This is a genomic window from Gordonia aquimaris (assembly GCF_026262595.1).
Classification (GTDB): domain Bacteria; phylum Actinomycetota; class Actinomycetes; order Mycobacteriales; family Mycobacteriaceae; genus Gordonia; species Gordonia tangerina.
The window spans coordinates 55,146-75,372 of the sequence record NZ_JAPKFM010000016.1 but is presented as its reverse complement, the minus strand read 5'-3'; the positions used below and the strand labels follow the sequence as shown (position 1 = coordinate 75,372).

General features: G+C 67.5%; 15 protein-coding genes. 7 read left to right on the top strand and 8 right to left on the bottom strand.

Annotated features, from left to right (window positions below; all coding sequences use genetic code 11):
* Positions 1 to 3: 3 nt before the first annotated feature.
* A complete protein-coding gene (locus OSB52_RS15350; RefSeq protein ID WP_266062600.1) occupies positions 4 to 2,862 on the bottom strand; it encodes a bifunctional acetate--CoA ligase family protein/GNAT family N-acetyltransferase in 2,859 nt (952 codons plus the stop codon).
* Positions 2,855 to 4,120 (bottom strand): acetoin utilization protein AcuC, encoded by a 1,266-nt coding sequence (locus tag OSB52_RS15345; RefSeq protein ID WP_235722159.1) that lies wholly within the window; start codon positions 4,118 to 4,120, stop codon positions 2,855 to 2,857. The genes OSB52_RS15350 and OSB52_RS15345 overlap by 8 nt, the downstream gene beginning before the upstream one ends.
* A gap of 146 nt (positions 4,121 to 4,266) precedes the next feature.
* On the opposite strand from OSB52_RS15345, the gene OSB52_RS15340 reads away from it, so the two are divergent.
* Positions 4,267 to 4,950, top strand: a complete 684-nt coding sequence (locus OSB52_RS15340; protein WP_235722160.1) for an iron-dependent transcriptional repressor DtxR — start codon at positions 4,267 to 4,269, stop codon at positions 4,948 to 4,950.
* Between the two features lie 40 nt (positions 4,951 to 4,990).
* Here the strand turns inward: OSB52_RS15340 and OSB52_RS15335 are convergent, their stop codons facing one another.
* On the bottom strand, positions 4,991 to 6,097 hold the full coding sequence (locus tag OSB52_RS15335) for a DUF4192 domain-containing protein (protein ID WP_266062599.1): 1,107 nt from the start codon (positions 6,095 to 6,097) through the stop codon (positions 4,991 to 4,993).
* A 115-nt stretch (positions 6,098 to 6,212) separates the two neighbouring features.
* Positions 6,213 to 6,998 carry a hypothetical protein gene (locus tag OSB52_RS15330; RefSeq protein WP_266062598.1) on the bottom strand — a complete coding sequence of 262 codons (786 nt, stop codon included), beginning with the start codon at positions 6,996 to 6,998 and terminating at the stop codon, positions 6,213 to 6,215.
* 206 nt (positions 6,999 to 7,204) lie between these two features.
* Between OSB52_RS15330 and OSB52_RS15325 the strand changes: the two genes are divergently transcribed.
* The gene (locus OSB52_RS15325) at positions 7,205 to 8,245 is read left to right on the top strand and encodes a PAC2 family protein (RefSeq protein WP_266062597.1); all 1,041 of its coding nucleotides are present in this window, start codon (positions 7,205 to 7,207) and stop codon (positions 8,243 to 8,245) included.
* On the top strand, positions 8,242 to 10,344 hold the full coding sequence (locus OSB52_RS15320) for a DEAD/DEAH box helicase (RefSeq protein WP_266062630.1): 2,103 nt from the start codon (positions 8,242 to 8,244) through the stop codon (positions 10,342 to 10,344). The genes OSB52_RS15325 and OSB52_RS15320 overlap by 4 nt, the downstream gene beginning before the upstream one ends.
* A 43-nt stretch (positions 10,345 to 10,387) precedes the next feature.
* Here the strand turns inward: OSB52_RS15320 and OSB52_RS15315 are convergent, their stop codons facing one another.
* Positions 10,388 to 11,317: a hydrogen peroxide-inducible genes activator gene (locus OSB52_RS15315; protein ID WP_266062596.1), complete on the bottom strand. Its 930-nt coding sequence runs from the start codon at positions 11,315 to 11,317 to the stop codon at positions 10,388 to 10,390.
* A gap of 127 nt (positions 11,318 to 11,444) precedes the next feature.
* Here OSB52_RS15315 and OSB52_RS15310 point away from each other — a divergent pair, with 127 nt between their 5' ends.
* Both OSB52_RS15310 and ahpD read left to right on the top strand, forming a co-directional pair.
* Positions 11,445 to 12,032, top strand: coding sequence for a peroxiredoxin (locus OSB52_RS15310; protein WP_235722165.1), 588 nt, complete (start codon positions 11,445 to 11,447; stop codon positions 12,030 to 12,032).
* Between the two features lie 11 nt (positions 12,033 to 12,043).
* Positions 12,044 to 12,577 (top strand): alkylhydroperoxidase, AhpD family, encoded by a 534-nt coding sequence (ahpD, locus tag OSB52_RS15305; protein ID WP_266062595.1) that lies wholly within the window; start codon positions 12,044 to 12,046, stop codon positions 12,575 to 12,577.
* Positions 12,578 to 12,729: 152 nt separating this feature from the next.
* Here ahpD and OSB52_RS15300 read toward each other — a convergent pair whose 3' ends face one another.
* Positions 12,730 to 13,959 carry an aminotransferase family protein gene (locus tag OSB52_RS15300; protein ID WP_235722167.1) on the bottom strand — a complete coding sequence of 410 codons (1,230 nt, stop codon included), beginning with the start codon at positions 13,957 to 13,959 and terminating at the stop codon, positions 12,730 to 12,732.
* Positions 13,960 to 14,068: 109 nt separating this feature from the next.
* Between OSB52_RS15300 and hrpA the strand changes: the two genes are divergently transcribed.
* The gene (hrpA, locus tag OSB52_RS15295) at positions 14,069 to 17,980 is read left to right on the top strand and encodes an ATP-dependent RNA helicase HrpA (protein WP_266062594.1); all 3,912 of its coding nucleotides are present in this window, start codon (positions 14,069 to 14,071) and stop codon (positions 17,978 to 17,980) included.
* Here hrpA and nrdR read toward each other — a convergent pair.
* The gene (gene nrdR / locus OSB52_RS15290; RefSeq protein WP_266062629.1) at positions 17,973 to 18,485 is read right to left on the bottom strand and encodes a transcriptional regulator NrdR; all 513 of its coding nucleotides are present in this window, start codon (positions 18,483 to 18,485) and stop codon (positions 17,973 to 17,975) included. The genes hrpA and nrdR overlap by 8 nt on opposite strands.
* A 103-nt stretch (positions 18,486 to 18,588) precedes the next feature.
* Positions 18,589 to 18,876, bottom strand: a complete 288-nt coding sequence (locus tag OSB52_RS15285) for a LysM peptidoglycan-binding domain-containing protein (RefSeq protein WP_266062593.1) — start codon at positions 18,874 to 18,876, stop codon at positions 18,589 to 18,591.
* A gap of 562 nt (positions 18,877 to 19,438) precedes the next feature.
* Between OSB52_RS15285 and lexA the strand changes: the two genes are divergently transcribed.
* On the top strand, positions 19,439 to 20,215 hold the full coding sequence (gene lexA / locus OSB52_RS15280; RefSeq protein ID WP_235722170.1) for a transcriptional repressor LexA: 777 nt from the start codon (positions 19,439 to 19,441) through the stop codon (positions 20,213 to 20,215).
* Positions 20,216 to 20,227 lie beyond the last annotated feature (12 nt).

Below are 20,227 nucleotides of genomic sequence, written 5' to 3'. Positions count from 1 at the left end.
TACCTACGCCAGTCGTCTCGGTCCGGTGTCCGCGCGTGTGGGCACCGGACCGATTCGTATCAGGGCGTTGAGCACCGCCGCACCGTCGGGCGAGGCCAGGATGGGGTCGCAGTGCACCTCGCGTACCTCGGGAATGTCATCGACCAGCGTGGATATGCGCACCAGCAAGTCCGTGAGCGCCGACCGGTCCACGGGTGGCTCGCCGGCGTACCCGGCCAGCAAGGGCGCCGACCGCGGTTCGTCGATCAGTTCTTCCGCGTCGAGCGGCGTCAGGGGTGTCGCCCGATAGCCGTGGTCACCGAGCAGCTCGAAGGTTCGCCCGGACAGTCCGAACGAGATGAGCGAGCCGAACGAGCGGTCGTCGCGCACCCGGATCATCGTGCCGATGCCCTTGGGTGCCATCTTCTGGACGTGTAGGACCTCGTCGCCGGTCAATTGGCTCAGCTCGGAGAAGGCGGTGATCACCGCCGTCGCATCGGGCAGATCGAGCCGCGCACCTTCCCGGTCGAGTCGGCCGCGCCAGGACGCCGAGGTGGCCTTGACCGCGACCGGGAAGCCGAAACGTTCGGCGGCCGCGGCCGCCTCGTGCATCGTCGACACCTCCGCGAAGGGCACCACGTCGATGCCGTAGGAGCGCAGGAGCGTTGCCGACTCGACCGGCCCGAGCGCGCGCGTGGCCTCCGCGTCTGCGTCGCCACCCATCGCTTCGCGCACGAACATCCGCGCACCCTCGGGGTCGGTGCCGTCCGGACGGTGGATCTCCGGTTCCGGGCGTTGCCGCCACCGCGCGTACTGCCACGCCCGCACCAGCGCATTGGCCGCTCGCTCCGGGCTGCCGTAGGACGGGATCGAACCATTGGCCGGAAGACCGTTGTGGCCGGGCTTCATCAGCCCCGGCGGGATGCCCTCGACCGCCAGGAACGTCGTCACGATGGGTTTCGGGCCATCGGCGTCGGGTGTGTTGGCCGCTGCCATCAGCGCACGCGCATGCCAGTCGGCGTCCACCGCCACCGGTGGCACGAACACCACGATCACCGCGTCCACGGCCGGGTCGCGCATCGCGCCGGTGACCGCCGATTCGAACTCGTCTTCGCTGGCTCCCGCCCCGAGGTCGATCGTGTCGGTCACCGTCAGTCCCCCACCTCGGGCGGTGTCGCCCGCCAGGCTGCCCAGGACCGAGGAATTGCCGATGATCCGGGTGCGCGGACCGCGCGGCAGCGGCTGGTAGGCAAACAGTGTCGCGCAGTCGAATAGTTCGGAGATCGTGTGCACTTGGATCACGCCGGCCTGTTCGAGCACCATCTGCGCGATCCGATCGTCCAGGCTGGCCGCCGACGACCGTTCGGCACGCGCGGCGGTCATCGCACCCTTACCCGACTTCACCGCGACAATCGGCTTCGATCGAGACACCCGTCGCGCGATCCGGGAGAACTTGCGTGGGTTTCCGAAGCTCTCCAAGTAGAGCAGCACGACATCGGTGTCGGTGTCGGAATCCCAGTACTGCAACAGGTCGTTACCCGAAACGTCGGCGCGGTTACCCGCCGACACGAACGTCGACAACCCGATCTGCCGGCGCGCCGCGGTGTCGAGGATCGCGATCCCCAGAGCACCGGACTGGCAGAAGAAGCCGACGCGACCAGCGGCCGGAATCCGCGGTGCCAAAGTGGCGTTCAGCGCGATCGACGCGCTGTTGTTGGCCACCCCGAGCGCATTCGGACCGACCAGCCGCATCCCGTGCTCCCGCGCCTGCTCGACGAGACGCCGCTCGCTCTGCAGTCCGGCCGCACCACTCTCACCAAAACCCGAAGACACCACGACCAGCGTGCGCACGCCTTTGACCAGACAATCGTCGAGGACGTCGTCGACGACTGCTGCCGGCACCGCGACGACCGCGAGGTCGACCGGATCCGGCACGTCCCGCACGGTGGGATAGGCCCGGATACCGCGGACCGACGGCGGCCTCGGGTGAGCGTGCTGCCGCCCGCTGCGCCGCGTGTGGCCGTGGCCGGGCGCGAGCGCGTCCGCATCCGAATCCGCCTCCGGCTCCTCGGGTCCGGGACCGTTGACCGGGAACACGGGCCCGGTGAAGCCACCGGCGATGATGTTCGCGAGCAACGCATTGCCGACCTTCTTCGGATCGGTGGACGCGCCGATGACGGCAACCGAGGACGGTCGCAGCAGGTTGGCGACGCTGCGGGCCTCCGACGCCCGCTCACGGGCGTTGCGCACCGAGAGGAGAGCCTCGGTGGGGTCGATCAAGAACTCCACATGCACCGTGCTGCCGTCGAAGTTGCGTGACAACTGGTAACCGGCGTCGCGGAACACCGCGACCATGTTCGGATTCTCGCTGAGCACCTCGGCCTCGAAACGGGTGAAGCCGTTCTCGGCGGCGGCGCCGGCGAGATGTTCGAGAAGAATGGGTCCGAGTCCGCGGCCCTGATGGTCGTCCGCGACGACGAAGGCCACCTCCGCCGACTCCGGTTTGCCGTCGAATCCGAGGCCCTCGTACAGGCCGATCGCGATGATGTCGCCACCGAGAACGGCGACGAGCGCTACCCGCTTCTGGTAGTCGACGGTGGTCATCCGGGCCAGCTCCCGGGGCGGCAGGGTCGGAGTCGGTCCGAAGTACCGCATGTACCGGGTGCGCTCGGAGAGCCCGCCGTGGAAGCGGACGACACGGTCGGCATCGTCGGGCACGATCGGCCGCAGGTGGACGACACCGCCGTCGGAAGCCAGCACGTCGGCGATCCAGTGTCGCGGGTAATCCCAGGGATCACGCTGTCGCGACGGTTCTGCGAGGTTCGCTGCGGCGACGTGCGCTGCCGGCGATGCCGACTGATCGGTCTGATCCTGCTCAGTCACGGGGGTCCTCCGGATCGAGTCCGTGCAGCGGGTACACGGCGCGGCGGGTGGCGAGGATGGCCCGGTCGGTCTGGCGCTGCGCGGCTCCGGTGATGCCCTCGGGTGGGTCCTGCCCGGTGTCACCGTCCCAGGCGATGTAGTCGACATCGCCGCCGTCACCCATCACACCCACCGGCGGCTGGGAGTAGTCGGTGTGCACGGTCTCGGCGATCTGTTCGGCTGTGGCATACCACGATTCGTTGATCGCGGTGTCGGTGTCGACATCCCGATCGAGTACCACGGCCAGCAGGTGGGTCCAACTGCGTGGTACCACGTTGACCACCCCGTAACCGCCTCCGCCGACGGCGATCCATCGGCCATCGCAGTATTTCTCGGCAAGGTCGCGCATTGCCTGCATCGCGGCTCGCTGGCCGTCGACGGTCAGCGCGAGATCGGTCAACGGGTCCGCCCGATGGCTGTCCACGCCGCACTGGCTGATCAGGATCTGCGGCCGGAACTGGTCGAGCACCGACGGAACGACGGCGTGAAAGGCGCGCAGCCAGAGCCGATCGGACACCTCCGGCATCAGCGCGATGTTCACTGCTGACCCGGCCGCCGCGCCGTCACCGACCTCGGTGGGCCAACCGGTGCCGGGCCACAGGGTGGCCGGATGCTGATGCAACGACACGGTCAGCACGCGTGGGTCGTCGGCGAACTCGACCTGCACACCGTCACCGTGGTGGGCGTCGATGTCGACGTACGCGATCCGGTCGTACCCGTTGTCCAGCAGCCAGCGTATGGCGATCGCGCAATCGTTGTAGATACAGAAGCCGGCGGCGCGAGCCTTCATCGCATGGTGCATACCGCCGCCGATGTTGACCGCGCGCCGCACCGATCCGGAGCCGACGGCCTGCGCGGCCGCCAGGGTTCCGCCGACCAGCAGACGGGCGGCCTCGTGCATCCCCTCGAACACGGGGTTGTCGGCGTCGCCGAGGCCGAACAGTCTCTCGAGCAGCGGACCGGCCAACGATGCCGTGCCGGATCCGACCGCTCGCACGGCGTCGATGTACTCGGTGGAATGGACCACCGTCAACGCCGAGTCGTCGATCGCCAGGGGTGCGCGGCTGTCCACTCCGTCGAGGACCCCCAGGCTCTGCGCGAGCGTCATGGTCAGCGCCAGCCGGACCGGATTCATCGGGTGGGTGTGGGCCCACTTGTAGGTCAGGAAGTCCTCACTCCAGATGACTGCCGCCGCTTCGTCGCCCGTGCTCCGCGTCACGGTTTCAGGCTAGGGCATGTCCCTCGATTCCACCGCGAGGAATCGAGGGAGTGGTGTGCGCGCGGCAACCGACGGTGACGACACGCAGGACCCGAACCGGTGGGCAGGTCAAGGTACCCTTGGGACAGACGAAGGGACTGCGTACCGTGAACGATCTGGTTGACACCACCGAGATGTACTTGCGGACGATCTACGACCTCGAAGAGGAAGGCATCGTCCCCCTGCGCGCACGTATCGCCGAGCGGCTCGAGCAGAGCGGCCCGACCGTGTCACAGACGGTCGCCCGCATGGAGCGGGACGGCCTCTTGCATGTGGCCGGCGACCGGCACCTCGAACTCACCGAGAAGGGCCGCGAGCTCGCTGTGGCGGTGATGCGCAAGCACCGGCTCGCCGAGCGGCTGCTCGTCGACGTCATCGGTATGCCCTGGGACCAGGTCCACGAGGAGGCCTGCCGCTGGGAGCACGTCATGAGCGAGAACGTCGAGCGGCGTCTGCTGGCCGTGCTGGACAACCCGACGACATCGCCGTACGGCAATCCCATCCCGGGTCTGGACCAGCTGGGCATGGACAAGGCTCCGGCCACCGACGGCGCCACCCGCCTGTCCGACCTTCCCCAGGGCGATCCGGTGGTCGTCATCGTCCGGCGGCTGTCCGAGCACGCCCAATCCGATGCGGCGCTGATCAGCGATCTGCGTGAGGCCGGCGTGGTGCCCAACGCCCGCGTGACGGTGACCATCAGCCCCGGCCGCGCCGTGGTGAACTCCCCCGGTCACGACGGTCTCGAGCTGGCCGAGGACATGGCACACGCGGTGTTCGTCGAGAAGGTCTGAGGTCGGTTCCACTCAGGTCCCCGGCGATGACACGGTCCGGTCAGCTCACCTCACGGTCGACGCTGGGCCCGGGCATCGCGACACCGAGCGAATCGGCGACGTCGTAGCCCATCGGGATCATCTCCCGCATCGCGGTGGGGTGTATCCCGCCGCGCAGCGCCGTGTCGAGCAGGTCCGCCAGATGCCACTGCGGGTCCGCGGCCAACGCATGATCAAAGGCGACGCCGGCGTATCCGCCTTCGCCATTGACGTAATGCAGATGCCCGAGCATCGTGGCCGCGCTTGCGGACCTCGAGCCCCTCAACCGCCGGGCGAGTTGGCGCCACAGGGCCTCCGCGGCGTGGCGCAGATCGGTGACCGCCAGCACGAGGGCGGCATCGCGGACCTGCAGCCGCAACAACGCATCGCCGAGGAGCGTGACCGCGGCGCAATCGAGTTCTGGTGGGTGGCGAGGCGACGCGAAGGCGATCACGTGCCCGACCAGCTCACGCAACAGCACTCCGTCGTCGATGCCGTCTATCTCGTCGATGCCGTCTATGTCGTCACCGAACTCGCGGTGCGGGCCCACGCAATGAGGCAACGGCCGCAACATCTCCTGCATCTCCGAACGTCGGGCGAGCACTCGCCGGCCGCTCTCGACGGCATGTCGGACAGCCGTCGGACTGGTGTGTGGGTCGCCCATCCGCCCCCGCAATGCTCCGGCGCGCGTCAGCGGTATATACGTGCCGGCGGTTTGCGGAGCGTCCCACACCCGCTGCCAACGCGCATTGTCGGCGAACTGCTCGACCACGAATCCGGCAACGGCACCACCGATCCCGGCGAAACACCGGTCCGCGGTCACGCACACCCGTCGGTACCGATCGTCACCGATCGGATACCGATCGTCGGCGATCACCAGGATGACGGCGTGTGCTTGCTCGCGCGCGCAGATCTCCGCGAGTCCGTCGAGGACCGTGACCAACGGTGCCGCGAGGTCGCCGTTCTCGTCGAAGATCAGGTCGTGACGCATGGTGGTCCGCACGGTGTGCGGGTCGGCTCCGAAGGCAAGAACGATCAACGATCGTTCGGGGATGAATCCGAGGAGGCCGGGTAGTGCCGTCAGGAGCGACGACGGGGTGAGCGGGCGTGGGCGCTGTGAGGTCGACATGACCCCATCCTCAGGTGATTCGGAGCATGCCCACGCCCCCAATCACCCGCTGTGCACAACCGAATCGGTCCTCCACAGGTGGCCTTCGGCTCGGCGGTCGCCCAGGCCGATCGCCTCACCCGAAGGCAGCAGTGATCGCCGAGTCGAACAATGCGTCCAGCGATGCCCCGGCCTCGGCCGACATCTCGTCCGCGCCCTGATGCCGGTACTCGACGATCACCCGGAGCCCGTCCTGCTGCGCCATCAGACCAGTGGTGCCGGTGATCAGGGGCGACTCGGCACCGCCGGTGGTCATCGTCCGCCGCAACGCGGCGGTCTGGTTACCGGACCGGTCCGGCGCCGGCAGCACCTCGGTGGTGACGACAGTGACCGCGGTCGGCGCGGACCCGGTGACCGTTCGTGGGCACCGACGTGCCAGTCCGGTCACCTGATCGAGCGAGTCGTCGACGTGCACGACCGCCGAGGTGAACGTGGCCGTCGAGGTGTCCGGGTCGGGGCCGACGATCACAACGGCGCCGTCCGGCGAGATCAGCCGGGGCGTGCATTCGGCCGGGGTGACGCTGCCGTGCAGGGGGCGCCCGGAGAGATCGGCCAGCGCTGCCGGGACGGCGGGGGCGGGCAGCCGGGTCGCGGTGTGACCCGGGAAGTCGGCCGGCGCGAGCGAGCGGGCGGTGAGATCCTCACTTCCACCGGCAGTTGCCTGGCCATCGACCGAACAACCCGCCGTAAGCAGTGCGAGCGCCGCAAGAAGGACCGGCCCCCGGCCGCCGCGCCGCCGGGGTTGCCCGAACTCGACCCGGTCCAGCTCGCAACGCCCCGCTTCCGACGTTGGGCGGTCGGGCCGGTCACGCTCCGGTGACACGACACGCAGCGCAGACGACGCACGACGCAGCCATTCCATCACAACGACCTACTGTGCCACCGTCTACTCTCCGGGACCGGTCGCGACACCCGCAGCCTCGGGTGCCACCCGGGAATCCTCATCCCGGTCGTGGTGTTGAAACCGGTGACAGCAGCCATGGGAGGTGGCGGACCGGCGGCGCGTGATTGGCCCCGGAGACCACCGATGCGAGACACTTGAGACAACCGACACGAGGAGGCACGACCATGGACGAGCGGCCCGCCGAGCACAGCGCGCTGTACTCGCTGGAGTTCCCCGCGCCCCAGGTCTCCAATGACGAGGGCACGGGGCCGGTACTGGTCCACGCGCTCGAGGGCTTCGCCGATGCCGGCCATGCCGTCGCGCTGGCTGCGCGGCATCTGCGTGACGCGCTTGACTCCGAACTCGTCGCGACCTTTTCCACCGACGAATTGATCGATTACCGGTCGCGGCGGCCCACCGTCACCTTCGACGGGAACACCTTCACCGATATCGAGATGCCGTCGCTGACGATGCACGCGATCCGGGACACCACCGGACGCCCTTTCCTGCTTCTGGCCGGTTCCGAACCCGACCTGCGTTGGGAACAGTTCGTCGAAGCGGTGCGCAGGCTGGTGGAACACTTCGGTGTCACCGATGTCATCGGGCTCAACGCGATACCGATGGCGGTGCCCCACACGCGCCCGGCGTCGCTCACCGCACACGGCAACGAGCCCGACCGGCTCGGCGACCTGCCGCGGTGGGGCTCGGAGATGAAGCTGCCGGCGAGTGCGTCGATGCTGCTCGAGCTGCGAATGAGCCAGCACGATCATCGCGCGTCGGGGCTGTCGGTGCATGTACCGCACTACCTGTCGCAGACCGACTATCCGGCTGCGTCTGCGCGACTGCTGACTGCGGTCGGCGAACTCACCGGCCTGCAGATCCCGGTCGCCGCACTGGACAACGCCGCCGCCAAGGTACGCGAACAGGTAGACAAGGAAGTCGACGGCAACGCCGAGATCGAAGGCGTCGTCCAAGCCCTCGAGTCGCAATACGACACCTTTGCCCAGGCTCAGGCCCAGCGAGCCTCGCTGCTGGCGGCAGAGGCCGACCTGCCGACCGGCGACGAACTCGGCGCGGAGCTGGAACGTTTCCTGGCCCAGCAGACCAGCGACGTCGGACAAGGAGGCCAGGAACCGGGCGCGAACGGGGAACCGGGCCGCGAAGATGAGCCGGACGACGACGAACCGGGCGACGACGGACCGGGCGGTTCGCCATCGCCGATCTGAGCGAGACGACCACCCGGCACCTCGTACCCGTCGACGACGAGGACACCGCATTCGAGGTATTCGCCGGCTGGTGGGATGAACGTGGGATTGCGCTGTACCCCCACCAAGAGGAATCGCTGCTGGAGTTGATCTCAGGCAACAACGTGATCCTCGCGACCCCGACCGGCTCGGGGAAGTCGCTCGTGGCGGCCGGCGCCATCTATTTCGCCCGCTGCCGCGGGGAACGCGCCTATTACACGGCGCCGATCAAGGCGTTGGTCAGCGAAAAGTTCTTCGACCTGTGCGCGACCTTCGGCGCCGACTCTGTCGGGCTGTTGACCGGCGACGCCGCGGTCAACGCGGACGCCCCGATCATCTGCGCGACGGCCGAGATCGTGGCAAATCTGGCCTTGCGCGACGGCGACCGCAGCGACATCGGCGCACTCGTCGCCGATGAATTCCATTACTACGGCGAGCCCGACCGCGGTTGGGCCTGGCAGGTGCCACTCGTCGAACTCCCCCACACCCAGTTCCTGCTGATGTCGGCGACCCTCGGCGACACCTCGTTCTTCGTCGACGATCTGCAGCGGCGCACCGGCCGCGACACCACCGCGGTCACCGGTACCGAACGGCCCGTACCGCTCGATCACAGCTACGCGATCACGCCGATCCACGAAACAATCGAGAATCTCGTCACCGCCGGCCGCGCACCGATCTACGTGGTGCACTTCACCCAGGCCGCCGCCGTGGAACGCGCGCAGGCGCTGATGTCGGTGAAGATCGCCGACAAGGCCGATCGCGCCGCGATCGCTGAGGCGATCGGAGACTTCCGATTCCACACCGGATTCGGTGCGACACTGTCGAAACTGCTACGGGCCGGCATCGGCGTCCACCACGCCGGCATGCTCCCCCGCTACCGCCGCCTCGTCGAGCGTCTCGCCCAGCAAGGGCTACTGAAGGTGATCGCGGGCACCGACACCCTCGGCGTGGGCATCAACGTACCCATCCGGACGGTCCTGTTCGCCGGGCTCAGCAAGTACGACGGCACCCGGGTGCGCCGGCTGCGCGCCCGCGAGTTCCACCAGATCGCCGGTCGAGCGGGTCGTGCCGGATTCGATACCGTCGGTTATGTGGTGGCGCAGGCCCCCGAGCACGATGTCGAGAACGCACGCGCCGTCGCCAAGGCCGGCGATGACCCGAAGAAGCTTCGCAAACTCGTCCGGAAGAAACCGCCAGAGGGCTTCGTGTCGTGGGGCGAGAAGACCTTCACCCAGCTCGTCGACGCCCCGGACGAACCATTGCGATCCCATTTCCGGATGACCACGGCCATCCTGATGGAGGTGCTGGCACGGCCGGGCGACTGTTTCGCGGCCTTGCGGCATCTACTCGAAGACAACCACGAACCGCGCAGTCGTCAGCTCCGACAGATCCGCCACACGATCGAGTTGTTCCGCGGCTTGCGAGATTCCGGCATCGTCGTACAACTCGACGCCCCGGACGCCGACGGAAAGAACGTCGCACTCTCGGTGGATATGCCGGAGAACTTCGCGTTGACCAACCCGCTCTCGTCGTTCGCGCTGGCGGCGTTCGAGATCCTCGATCCCGACTCGTCGACGTACGCTCTCGATGTCATCTCGATCCTGGAGTCCACCCTGGAGGATCCACGGCAGGTGTTGTTCGCCCAGCGCAAGGTGGCTCGCGACGCCGCGGTCGCCGAGATGAAGGCCGACGGTATCGAGTACGAAGAACGCATGGCACGGCTGGAGGAGATCACCTGGCCGCGCCCACTTTTCGACGAGATCGAGTTCGCGTTCTCCGTCTACCGGCGCGGCCACCCATGGGTGGCGTCCTCTCCACCGTCGCCGAAATCGGTGCTGCGCGAGATGCTGGAGCGCTCGATGACCTTCACCGAACTCATCTCCGGCTACGGCCTCGCCCGCAGCGAGGGCGTGGTTCTCCGCTATCTGTCTGACTGTTATCGGGTTCTGCGCCAAGGTCTTCCGAACACCGTCAGCACCGACGAGATAGCCGAGATCACCGAACACGTGGGCACGATGGTGCGCTCGGTGGACTCCAGCCTCGTCGACGAATGGGAGCAGCTGACCCACTCGGAGGCCTGAATCGCAGCGCCGCGGTCCGGACCGAGCCCCCCTGGGCCACGTCTCACCTGTCGACCAGCGCGTCCCGGGCCACCACGTCGGAAATGACGTCCGCCAATACGCGGTAGGCGTCTGCGCGAGAACTCGACTCACGAAACACGAGCCCGATCCGTCGGCCGGGCCGTGGCCGCGCAAACATGGCGGTCGCCAGGCCACCGCCGCCGGTCTCGACCGCCACCGCGGTCTGCGGTATCAACGTCACACCGAGCCCGCCTTCGACACACTGGACCGCCGTGGCCAGCGATGCCGCGCGCGTCTGCCCGACCTCGGGCCGCACGCCGGCCAACCGGCAGACCTCCAACGCCTGATCGCGCAGACAGTGCCCTTCGTCGAGCAACAACAACGGTAGATCGGCGAGTTGGTCCGGATTCACGCGTTTGCGCGCGGCAAGCGGGTGATCACGGGGCAGGGCGAGGACAAAATCTTCGCGGTACATCGGGATCTCGCCGAGGCCGGATTCATTGGTGGGCAACGCCATGACGGCGACGTCGAGTGATCCCTCTCTCAGCTGACCCACCAACCTGGTGGTCTGGTCCTCCACCACCTGCACGCCGAGCTCGGGTAGCCGATCGGCCAGTTCGCGCAGCACAGCGGGCAGAATGTACGGCGCCACAGTCGGAATGAGTCCGAGCCGCACCGTCGACGCCAGCGGGTCACCGTTACCCGACGCCGCCGAGACCAGTTCGTCGACCGCATCGATCACCGCGAGCGCCTTGGGTAGCAGACGCTGGCCTTCGGGCGTCAAGAAGACACGCCGGGTGGTGCGTTCGACGAGTTGTAGCCCGAGCCCCGCCTCGAGGCCACCGAGACCCTGCGACAAGGTTGGCTGGCTGACACCAAGATTCGCAGCGGCAGAACCGAAATGGCGATCCTTGGCGATCGCGGCGAATGCGCGCAACGCAGCGATCGAGGGCTGATAACTCTTATTGGTCATACCTATCAATATAGTGCGTATCATCACGTTTCACTTTCGCCGAGAATTCGGCACGATAGTGCATGTCTGACGAAAACCTTCGCGCAAGACAACAGAATCACCGCCACGTAGAGGAGCGACTCAACCCATGCCACTGTTGACCATCGGCGACCAGTTCCCGGCCTACAACCTCACCGCGGTCATCGGCGGCGACCTCTCGAAGGTGAACGCCCAGCAGCCCGACGACTACTTCACCACCGTCACCAGCGAGGACCACCCGGGCAAGTGGCGCATCGTCTTCTTCTGGCCCAAGGACTTCACCTTCGTGTGCCCGACCGAGATCGCTGCGTTCGGCAAACTCGAGGACGAGTTCGCCGACCGCGACGCACAGGTGCTCGGCGCCTCGGTGGACAACGAGTTCGTGCACTTCCAGTGGCGCGCGCAGCACGAGGATCTCAAAACCCTCCCGTTCCCCATGCTCAGTGACCTGAAGCGTGAACTCGCCTCCGCAGCAGGCGTTCTCAATGCAGACGGCGTCGCCGACCGCGCCACCTTCATCGTCGACCCAAACAACGAGATCCAGTTCGTCTCGGTGACGGCCGGATCCGTCGGACGCAACGTCGACGAGGTGCTGCGCGTTCTCGACGCGCTGCAGTCCGACGAACTGTGCGCATGCAATTGGAAGAAGGGCGATCCGACGCTCGACGCCGGCGAACTGCTGACCGCAAGCGTCTGAGAGGACAGCACATGAGCATCGACAATCTCAAGGAAGCACTTCCGGAGTACGCCAAGGACCTCAAGCTGAACCTCGGTTCGCTCGCCCGGTCCACCGAGCTCACCGAGCAGCAGCTGTGGGGCACCTTCCTCGCCACCGCCGCGGCTGCGCGAAACCCGCAGGTGCTCAACGAGATCGCGAGCGAGGCCGCCGACATTCTTTCGGCGGAGGCGTACAACGCGGCGCTCGGCGCCGCATCGATCATGGGCATGAACAACGTCGCCTACCGGGCCAAGAGTTTCCTCGACGACGATTACGCCGGAGTCCGGATGGGCCTGCGGATGAACATCATCGGCAACCCAGGCGTCGAGAAGGCAGATTTCGAGCTGTGGAGCCTGGCGGTCTCAACCATCAACGGCTGTCACGACTGCACCAGCGCCCACGCCGACGTGGTACGCAAGGCCGGGCTGACCAAGGAGCAGGTCTGGGAGGCCGTGAAGGTCGCCGCAACCATCGAGGGCGTGGCGCAGGCCCTGACGACCACACAGGTCCTGACCGGGGTCTGACTCCCCTCGCCATCGCAGCAGGCCCGGTCGCCCTCGAGGGTGGCCGGGCCTGCTGTTCGTCTGTGCCGTACTGGTCTGTGCCGTACTGGTTTGTGCCGTACTGGTTTGTGCCGTGCTCGTCGGCGCGCTGTTTCGCGGATGCGCGTGGCAGCTCAGGACAACGCCGCGCGCATCCGCTCGGCCAGTTCACCGACCTCGTCGGTGGTCATGACGAAGGCCGGGGAGATCTGCAAGGCGCCCTGACCCGCGGCCCGCCCGCTCACACCGTGCTCGCGCAACCGGCCCACCATCGGCAGCGCCTGCGCCGGATCGGCGAGCTGCACCGCGGTGACCGCACCCAACCCGGTCCGCACTTCGGCGACGGCGTCCAACTGCGCCAACGGGCTCAACAGCGCGGCCAGATCCGCCTCCAGCCGCGCAGCCTCCGCCAGCAAACCTTCGCGTTCGATGATGTCGAGGTTGGCCATCGCTGCCGCCGCGGCACCGGCGTGCCCGCCGTAGGTGTAGCCGTGCCGCCACCAGGTACCGCCGGCGTAGAAGGGCTCGGCAACATGCGGTGCGATGAACACCGCCCCCATTGGGACGTACCCCGACGTCAACCCCTTCGCGGTGGTCATCATGTCCGGCGCCAGATCGAATCGCGACGAGGCGAACCATGACTGCCCACCGATGCGGCCGAAACCGGTGACCACCTCGTCGGCGACGAACAACACATCGTGATCGCGGCAGATCTGGCGTACCTCGGCGAGATATCCCTCCGGCGGCAGATAGATACCGCCGGCACCGATGATCGGCTCACAGAAGAACGCCGCGACCCGCTCCGCCCCGACTCGCTCGATCAGACCGAGCAGGCTCTTGGCGTTGTCCCACTCCACGGTCTCCGCATCCGCCATCAGCTCCCCGTAGCCCTCGCGGTTCACCCCGATTCCGGCGAGCGCGGTTCCGGCGACGTGCATTCCGTGGTAGGCCTTGGTGCGGCCGACGACGATGTTCTTCTCCGGCTTGCCCACCTCGTGCCAGTACCGCCGGGCCAGTTTGGCCGCGGTGTCCACCGAATCGCTGCCACCGGAGGTGAAGAAGATCTTGCTACCGGCTACCGGAGCGATCCCGGCCAACCGTTCGGCGAGCTCGGCGGTCACGTCCGCGGTGAGGTCACCGAAGCCGGAGTAATGCGCGAGCCGGCCCAGCTGGTCGGCCACGGCGTCAGCGACCTCGGTGCGCCCATGGCCGATGTTGGTGAACCACAGACCGGCGGTCGCGTCGAGGTACTCGCGTCCCTGTCCGTCCCAGATCCGGGTACCGCTTCCGCGGGTCACCACGAACGGTCCGTTCGCGGTGACCGATCCCATGTCGGCGAATCCATGCCAAAGTGAGCCTGCCATGGCTCAATCATGCCGGTCGTCGGCATCGCCGGAGGACGCAGGTCGTCCGGCGCCGATGATGCGGACGTGCGCGACCCCACTCGTGGCCACCCCATATCCTGTATGCATCATGTCCGCACCGACTTCCGCAGACCGCCGCGCGTTGCTCGACACGCTCGATGAACTGACCATCGTCGATGCACACCGGCTGCGCCGCCGGATCGACAAGCTCGGGCGCCATCCCGGGGCCACGGCTTGGCAGCGGCTCGCCGCGGACGTGGCTTCGGCACAATCACGTGTGGACCGACGGCGCGCATCGCTCCCGCTACTCGAGTTCCCGCCCGAACTGCCCATATCCGAGGCGCGCTCCGCCATCGCCGGCGCCATCGCCGAGCATCAGGTGGTGGTCGTGGCGGGCGAGACCGGTTCGGGTAAGACGACGCAGCTTCCCAAGATCTGTCTGGAACTCGGCCGTGGAGTGCGCGGCGCGATCGGGCACACCCAACCTCGCCGGATCGCGGCGAGTTCGGTGGCGCGTCGCATCGCCGACGAAACCGCGTCGCAGATCGGCGACGCGATCGGCTACTCCGTGCGCTTCACCGACCGTGCCGGCGCCGACACCATGGTCAAGGTCATGACCGACGGCATCCTGCTCCGCGAGATCGCCGGCGACCCGTTGCTGCGCAGCTACGACACGCTGATCATCGACGAGGCCCACGAACGCAGTCTGAACATCGATTTCATCCTCGGCTACCTCCGCCGGCTACTGCCCCGACGCCGTGACCTCAAGGTGATCATCACCTCTGCCACGATCGAGCCGGATCGGTTCGCCCGGCATTTCGCGGACGCCGTCGACGGCGCAGAGGTGCCGATTCTCGAGGTGTCCGGTCGGACCTACCCCGTGGAGGTCCGCTATCGGCCGTTCGGTGACGCACGCGACCCGGACAGTGACCATCGCGACCTCGATCAGGCACAGGCGATCGACGCCGCGGTCGGCGAGTTGTGGGCCGGTCGGCGCAGCGGCGACATCCTGGTGTTCCTGCCGACCGAACGTGACATCCGCGAGACGGCCGATGCACTGCGGCATCGTGCCTCGGCCGGGGCCGAGATCGTGCCCCTGTTCGCCCGTCTGTCCATCGCCGATCAGCAACGGGTGTTCGTGCCGTCGTCGGGACACCGCATCGTGCTTGCCACCAATGTCGCCGAGACCTCGTTGACCGTCCCGGGCATCCGCTACGTGATCGACCCCGGCACCGCGCGAATCTCCCGCTACTCCACCCGGTCCAAGGTGAACCGACTTCCGGTGGAAGCGATCTCACAGGCCAGTGCCCGCCAGCGTGCGGGACGGTGCGGCCGCGTGGCGCCGGGCGTGTGCATCCGGCTCTACGCGGAGGAGGATTTCGACGCCCGCGCCGCGTTCACCGATCCGGAGATCCTGCGCACAAACCTCGCCGCGGTCATCCTGCAGATGGCCTCCTTGCGCATCGGCGACGTCTCGCAGTTCCCGTTCGTCCAACCCCCGGACGCTCGCGCAATCCGCGACGGCATGGCCGTGCTCACCGAGCTCGGCGCAATACACGAGACGCAACGCGACGACCACGAACCCGTGCTCACCCAGGTCGGCCGCCAGATGGCCCGCATCCCGGTGGATCCACGACTGGCCCGCATGCTCATCGCGGCGCGTGACGGCGGGTGCCTCGACCATGTTCTGGTCATCGCCGCGGCGCTGTCGATTCCTGATGTGCGCGAGCGCCCTGCCGACCAGCGCGAGGCAGCCGACGCCGCTCACCGGCGGTTCGCCGTGCCGGGCTCGGAGTTCCTGGCCCACCTCGAGCTCTGGTCGTATCTGACCGAGCGCCGCAAAGAGCTGTCCGGGAATCAGTTCCGGAGACTCTGCGAACGCGAGTTCCTTCACTTTCTGCGGATCCGGGAATGGCAGGAACTGCATCGACAGCTGACCCGGGTGGTGACCGACCTCGACTGGTCTGTTCCGGCAACCGAACGCGATGCCGATGCCATCCACCGCGCCATCTTGGCCGGCCTGCTGGGCAACATAGCCGTGCGGCAGGGTGATTCACGCGAATACCTGGGCGCACGCAACACCACCATGGCGATCTTCCCGGGTTCGGCGCTGGCCCGGAAGCCGCCCGCGTTCCTGATGGCCGCCGAGCTCGTGGAGACCTCCCGGCTGTTCGCGCACACGGTGGCGGCGATCGATCCGCTGTGGGTCGAGCAACTCGCCGGAGATCTGGTTCGCCGCAGCTACAGCGAGCCGCACTGGTCGGCGAAACGTGGCGCCGCGTTGGCCTACGAGCGGGTGACGCTCTATGGCGTCCCGCTGGTGGCACGACGCCGGGTGCAGTTCGGGCCCATTGATCCACCGACCGCACGAGAGATGTTCATCCGTCACGCCCTCGTCGAGGGTGACTGGCGCACCGAGCACACGTTCTTCCACAACAACCGTGCTCTGCTCGAGGCCGCGGCCGATGTGGAACACCGTGCACGGCGTCGCGATGTGGTGATCAGCGAACAGCAACTGTTCGACTTCTACGACGCGCGTATCGGTGACGAGGTCGTCTCGGCCCGACATTTTGACAGCTGGTGGAAGAAGGCCCGGCGCGCGCAGCCAGACCTGCTCGATCTCCGCCCGGAGGATGTGGCCACCGACGTCGCTGTCGCCGACACCGACTTCCCCGGCGCCTGGCAGCAGGGCGAAACCCGCCTCGAGCTGCGGTACCGGTTCGAACCGGGTGCGCCCGATGACGGTGTCACCGTGGTGATCCCGCGGCCGCTGCTCGACCATGTGCGGCCGGCAGGCTTCGACTGGTCGGTTCCGGGCCTGCGCAGCGAGCTCGCGACCGAACTCGTCCGGTCACTCCCCAAGTCGCTACGCAAGTCGATGGCGCCGGCGCAGCGTTTCGCCGATCTCGCGTTGTCCCGATTGACACCGCGCGCCGAGCCCCTCGTCGCCGGCCTCGCCCGCGAACTGTCGACGATCACGACCATGACGGTGTCTCCCGACGACTTCGCACCCGAGCGGATTCCACCCCACCTCACGATGAATTTTGCCGTGGTCGACCGTGACGGCACCGTGCTCACGACCGGGAAGTCGCTGCACCGGCTGAAGCAGGAGTTCGACGGGTCGCACGAGGCCGCCCGGCCCGTCGAGGTCGTCACGGACTGGACCGCCACCGGCATCGGCGAGCTACCGCCCACGGTGACGACAACTGTTGCCGGACAGCAGATAACCCATTATGTGGGACTCGACGCTGTTCGTGACGCAGCCGGCCGGACGGTTGGGGTGACCCGAGTCGAGCTGAGCACCGAGGCCGAACGCGACCGCCGTCACAGCGCAGCGGTGGTGGCACTCCTCGACCTGACCATCCCACCGCTGACCCGCAAGATCACCGCGACCCTTGATGCCGCCGGTCGGTTGGCGATGAGTCAGAGCCCCTACCGCGATGTCGAACATCTCGTGGGCGACTGCACCCGACGCGCCATCCGCGACCTCGCGGCAGACCGGAACCTTCGTGCCGTGCGATCGGCGACCGAATTCCGGCGACTCCGCGACGATCTGCGCCCCCGGGTGGCGCAACAGGCTCCCGATTACTTCACCCTGAGCGTTGACGTGCTCCGCCGCGTGGCCCCGCTGCGCGCGCAGATGGACCGGCTCAGCGGCTCGGTGGCCGCCGATGACGTCGCCGAGCAGTTGGACAATCTGGTCTTCGACGGATTCGTCGTCGCGACCCCGCACGACCGCCTTGTCCATGTGCCGCGCTACCTCGAGGCCGCGACCGTTCGCCTCACGGAGTTGCCCGCAGCTGCCGGCCGCGACAGTACCGCCCTGGCATCCATCGATCGTGTTGTGACGCATTGGAATCAGCGTGCAACGCACCTCGCTGCGGCGCGCCGGGATGCGTTCGACGAACACGCGCACTGGCTTGTCGAGGAACTGCGGGTGGGACTGTTCGCGCAGCGGTTGGGCACCGCACGGCCGATCTCGGAGAAGCGGGCGATCCGCGCCCTCGATCAGTTCAGCTGAGACCGTCGGTGACGCTGACCCGCTCATCAACCACCCCGGAATCGGCCTCGGAGCGGTGGGTGAGATTGCCCTGCAGGTCGTCGATCTCTCGCTGAAAGTCCTCCAGCGAGTCGAATGACCGGTAGACCGAGGCGAAGCGCAGATAGGCCACCTCGTCGAGATCACGCAGCGGACCGAGGATCGCCAACCCCACCTCATTGCTGGGAATCTCGGCCGATCCCGATGCGCGGACCGCATCCTCGACCTGCTGGGCCAACTTGGCGAGCGCGTCCTCGGCGACGTCTCGGCCCTGGCAGGCCCGACGAACCCCGCGCATCACCTTCTCCCGACTGAACGGCTCGGTGACCCCGTTGCGTTTGGCGACCGACAGCACGGCACTCTCGACGGTCGAGAATCGGCGACCGCACTCCGCACACGAACGGCGCCGTCGGATCGCCTGCCCCTCGTCGGCGACACGCGAGTCGATGACCTTGGTGTCTTCGTTCTTGCAAAACGGGCAGCGCATGTCATCCTCACGCACGTCTCTGGACACACCGGCGTACCGGTCACCCGTCACGCCGTGCCGGTTCCCGGCCGGACCCTGTGCCATCGAGGATACCGTCAGGCCCTCAGCTGTATGCGGGTGCGATCAAAGCCTGCCCCACCCGCAGGCCGGAGCCGGCGAGTTTGTTGCGTTCGACGATCTGCTCGATGACGGCCTGGCGTGGCACATCCGGCGCGATGCGATCGGCGATGGAGCTCAACGAATCACCCTGCCGCACGTGGACCACCTCGGTCCCGGTAGGGCTCGGTTGCACCGACGCGGCATAGTTGGAGCCGACGATGGCGACCGCCCACACCAGCACCGCGAGCGCCCCACCGAGCACCACGGCTGCGGCCGTCGCGCGTCGACGCACGAACCTACGGTCGACTCCCGGCGACGCACAACTCGTCCCCGACACCCGTGCCGCGGGGGCACCGGACCCGCCCGGTCGACGCCTCGTGGGCCCAGTGGAGTCATATCGCCCCCGCCGCCGCGGTCGGGAGACATGCCCGGCCGGGACTCTGTCGCGCGTCGGGACGTCTGCAGGGCGCCCGGATGCCGGGTGCATCGGGGACGCAGCCGGTGCGTACTGCGTCTGCCGATGAAGGGTCGCTGTGCTCATCGTGTCCTCCTGGGAACGAGTCGGATCGAACCTCGGGCGCCTCTCGAACGCACGTCGCTCATGTGTTCGAGAGAACGCATGTTCGATTTGTAGCACGTGGGTCCGACAATGTCTCGACACACGTCGAACACATGTTTGAACATGTCAAAATGTTCGGCTACTGTCGGCGACATGGTGACGTGCGTGGATGGGCCCTGAACAGCAGCTCCGAACCAGCCGAGCAGTCTCCCCGAACAGACCAGCAGTTTTTCGATCCAGACCGGCAACCCGTAATCGGCCACTGCCGGTTTCGGCGACAGGAAGGACTCGACCGATGAGCGACAAAGCCGGCGGGCGGCGCGGCGCGTCCCGCGGGATCAGCAGCAAGCCGAAACCCGAGGCGCAGGCGCCGACCGGAGCCGATACGGAGGCGTCGGATAGCGCGGTCGCCGATCCGGAAGTCGTCGAGGCTAGCCTGACCCCTCGTCAGCGAGGCGTGCTCGAGTACATCCGCGCCTCGGTCCGCGAGCGCGGATATCCGCCGAGCATCCGGGAGATCGGCGATGCCGTCGGCCTCACCTCGACGTCGTCGGTGGCCCACCAGCTGCGGACCCTGGAACGCAAAGGTCTACTCAAGCGCGACCACAACCGCCCACGCGCGGTCAACATCCAAGACGGCGACCAGCACATCCCACCGGGCGGTACGGCCGCATCCGGCGATGGCGCGCAGTTGCCCACCCCGACGTTCGTACCGGTCCTCGGCCGGATCGCGGCGGGTGGACCCATTCTCGCCGAGGAAGCCGTCGAGGACGTGTTCCCGCTGCCCCGCGAACTCGTCGGTGAGGGCTCACTGTTCCTGCTCCGCGTGGTCGGCGAGTCGATGATCGACGCGGCGATCTGCGACGGCGACTGGGTGGTCGTACGCCAGCAGAGTGTCGCCGACAACGGCGACATCGTGGCAGCGATGATCGACGGCGAGGCCACGGTCAAGACCTTCAAGCGCAAGGACGGCCACGTCTGGCTGATGCCGCACAACGATCTGTTCGACCCGATCTCGGGCGATGACGCAGCCATTCTCGGCAAGGTCGTCACCGTGATGCGTCGGGTCTGAACCCGAGCGGGC

What these genes read in the sequence shown, in the direction of transcription:
- OSB52_RS15335 (WP_266062599.1), bottom strand. Translation starts at nt 6,097, where the DNA reads ATGTCGACCTCACAGCGCCCACGCCCGCTCACCCCGTCGTCGCTCCTG.
- OSB52_RS15330 (WP_266062598.1), bottom strand. Translation starts at nt 6,998, where the DNA reads ATGGAATGGCTGCGTCGTGCGTCGTCTGCGCTGCGTGTCGTGTCACCG.
- OSB52_RS15325 (WP_266062597.1), top strand. Translation starts at nt 7,205, where the DNA reads ATGGACGAGCGGCCCGCCGAGCACAGCGCGCTGTACTCGCTGGAGTTC.
- OSB52_RS15315 (WP_266062596.1), bottom strand. Translation starts at nt 11,317, where the DNA reads ATGACCAATAAGAGTTATCAGCCCTCGATCGCTGCGTTGCGCGCATTC.
- OSB52_RS15310 (WP_235722165.1), top strand. Translation starts at nt 11,445, where the DNA reads ATGCCACTGTTGACCATCGGCGACCAGTTCCCGGCCTACAACCTCACC.
- ahpD (WP_266062595.1), top strand. Translation starts at nt 12,044, where the DNA reads ATGAGCATCGACAATCTCAAGGAAGCACTTCCGGAGTACGCCAAGGAC.
- OSB52_RS15300 (WP_235722167.1), bottom strand. Translation starts at nt 13,959, where the DNA reads ATGGCAGGCTCACTTTGGCATGGATTCGCCGACATGGGATCGGTCACC.
- hrpA (WP_266062594.1), top strand. Translation starts at nt 14,069, where the DNA reads ATGTCCGCACCGACTTCCGCAGACCGCCGCGCGTTGCTCGACACGCTC.
- nrdR (WP_266062629.1), bottom strand. Translation starts at nt 18,485, where the DNA reads ATGCGCTGCCCGTTTTGCAAGAACGAAGACACCAAGGTCATCGACTCG.
- lexA (WP_235722170.1), top strand. Translation starts at nt 19,439, where the DNA reads ATGAGCGACAAAGCCGGCGGGCGGCGCGGCGCGTCCCGCGGGATCAGC.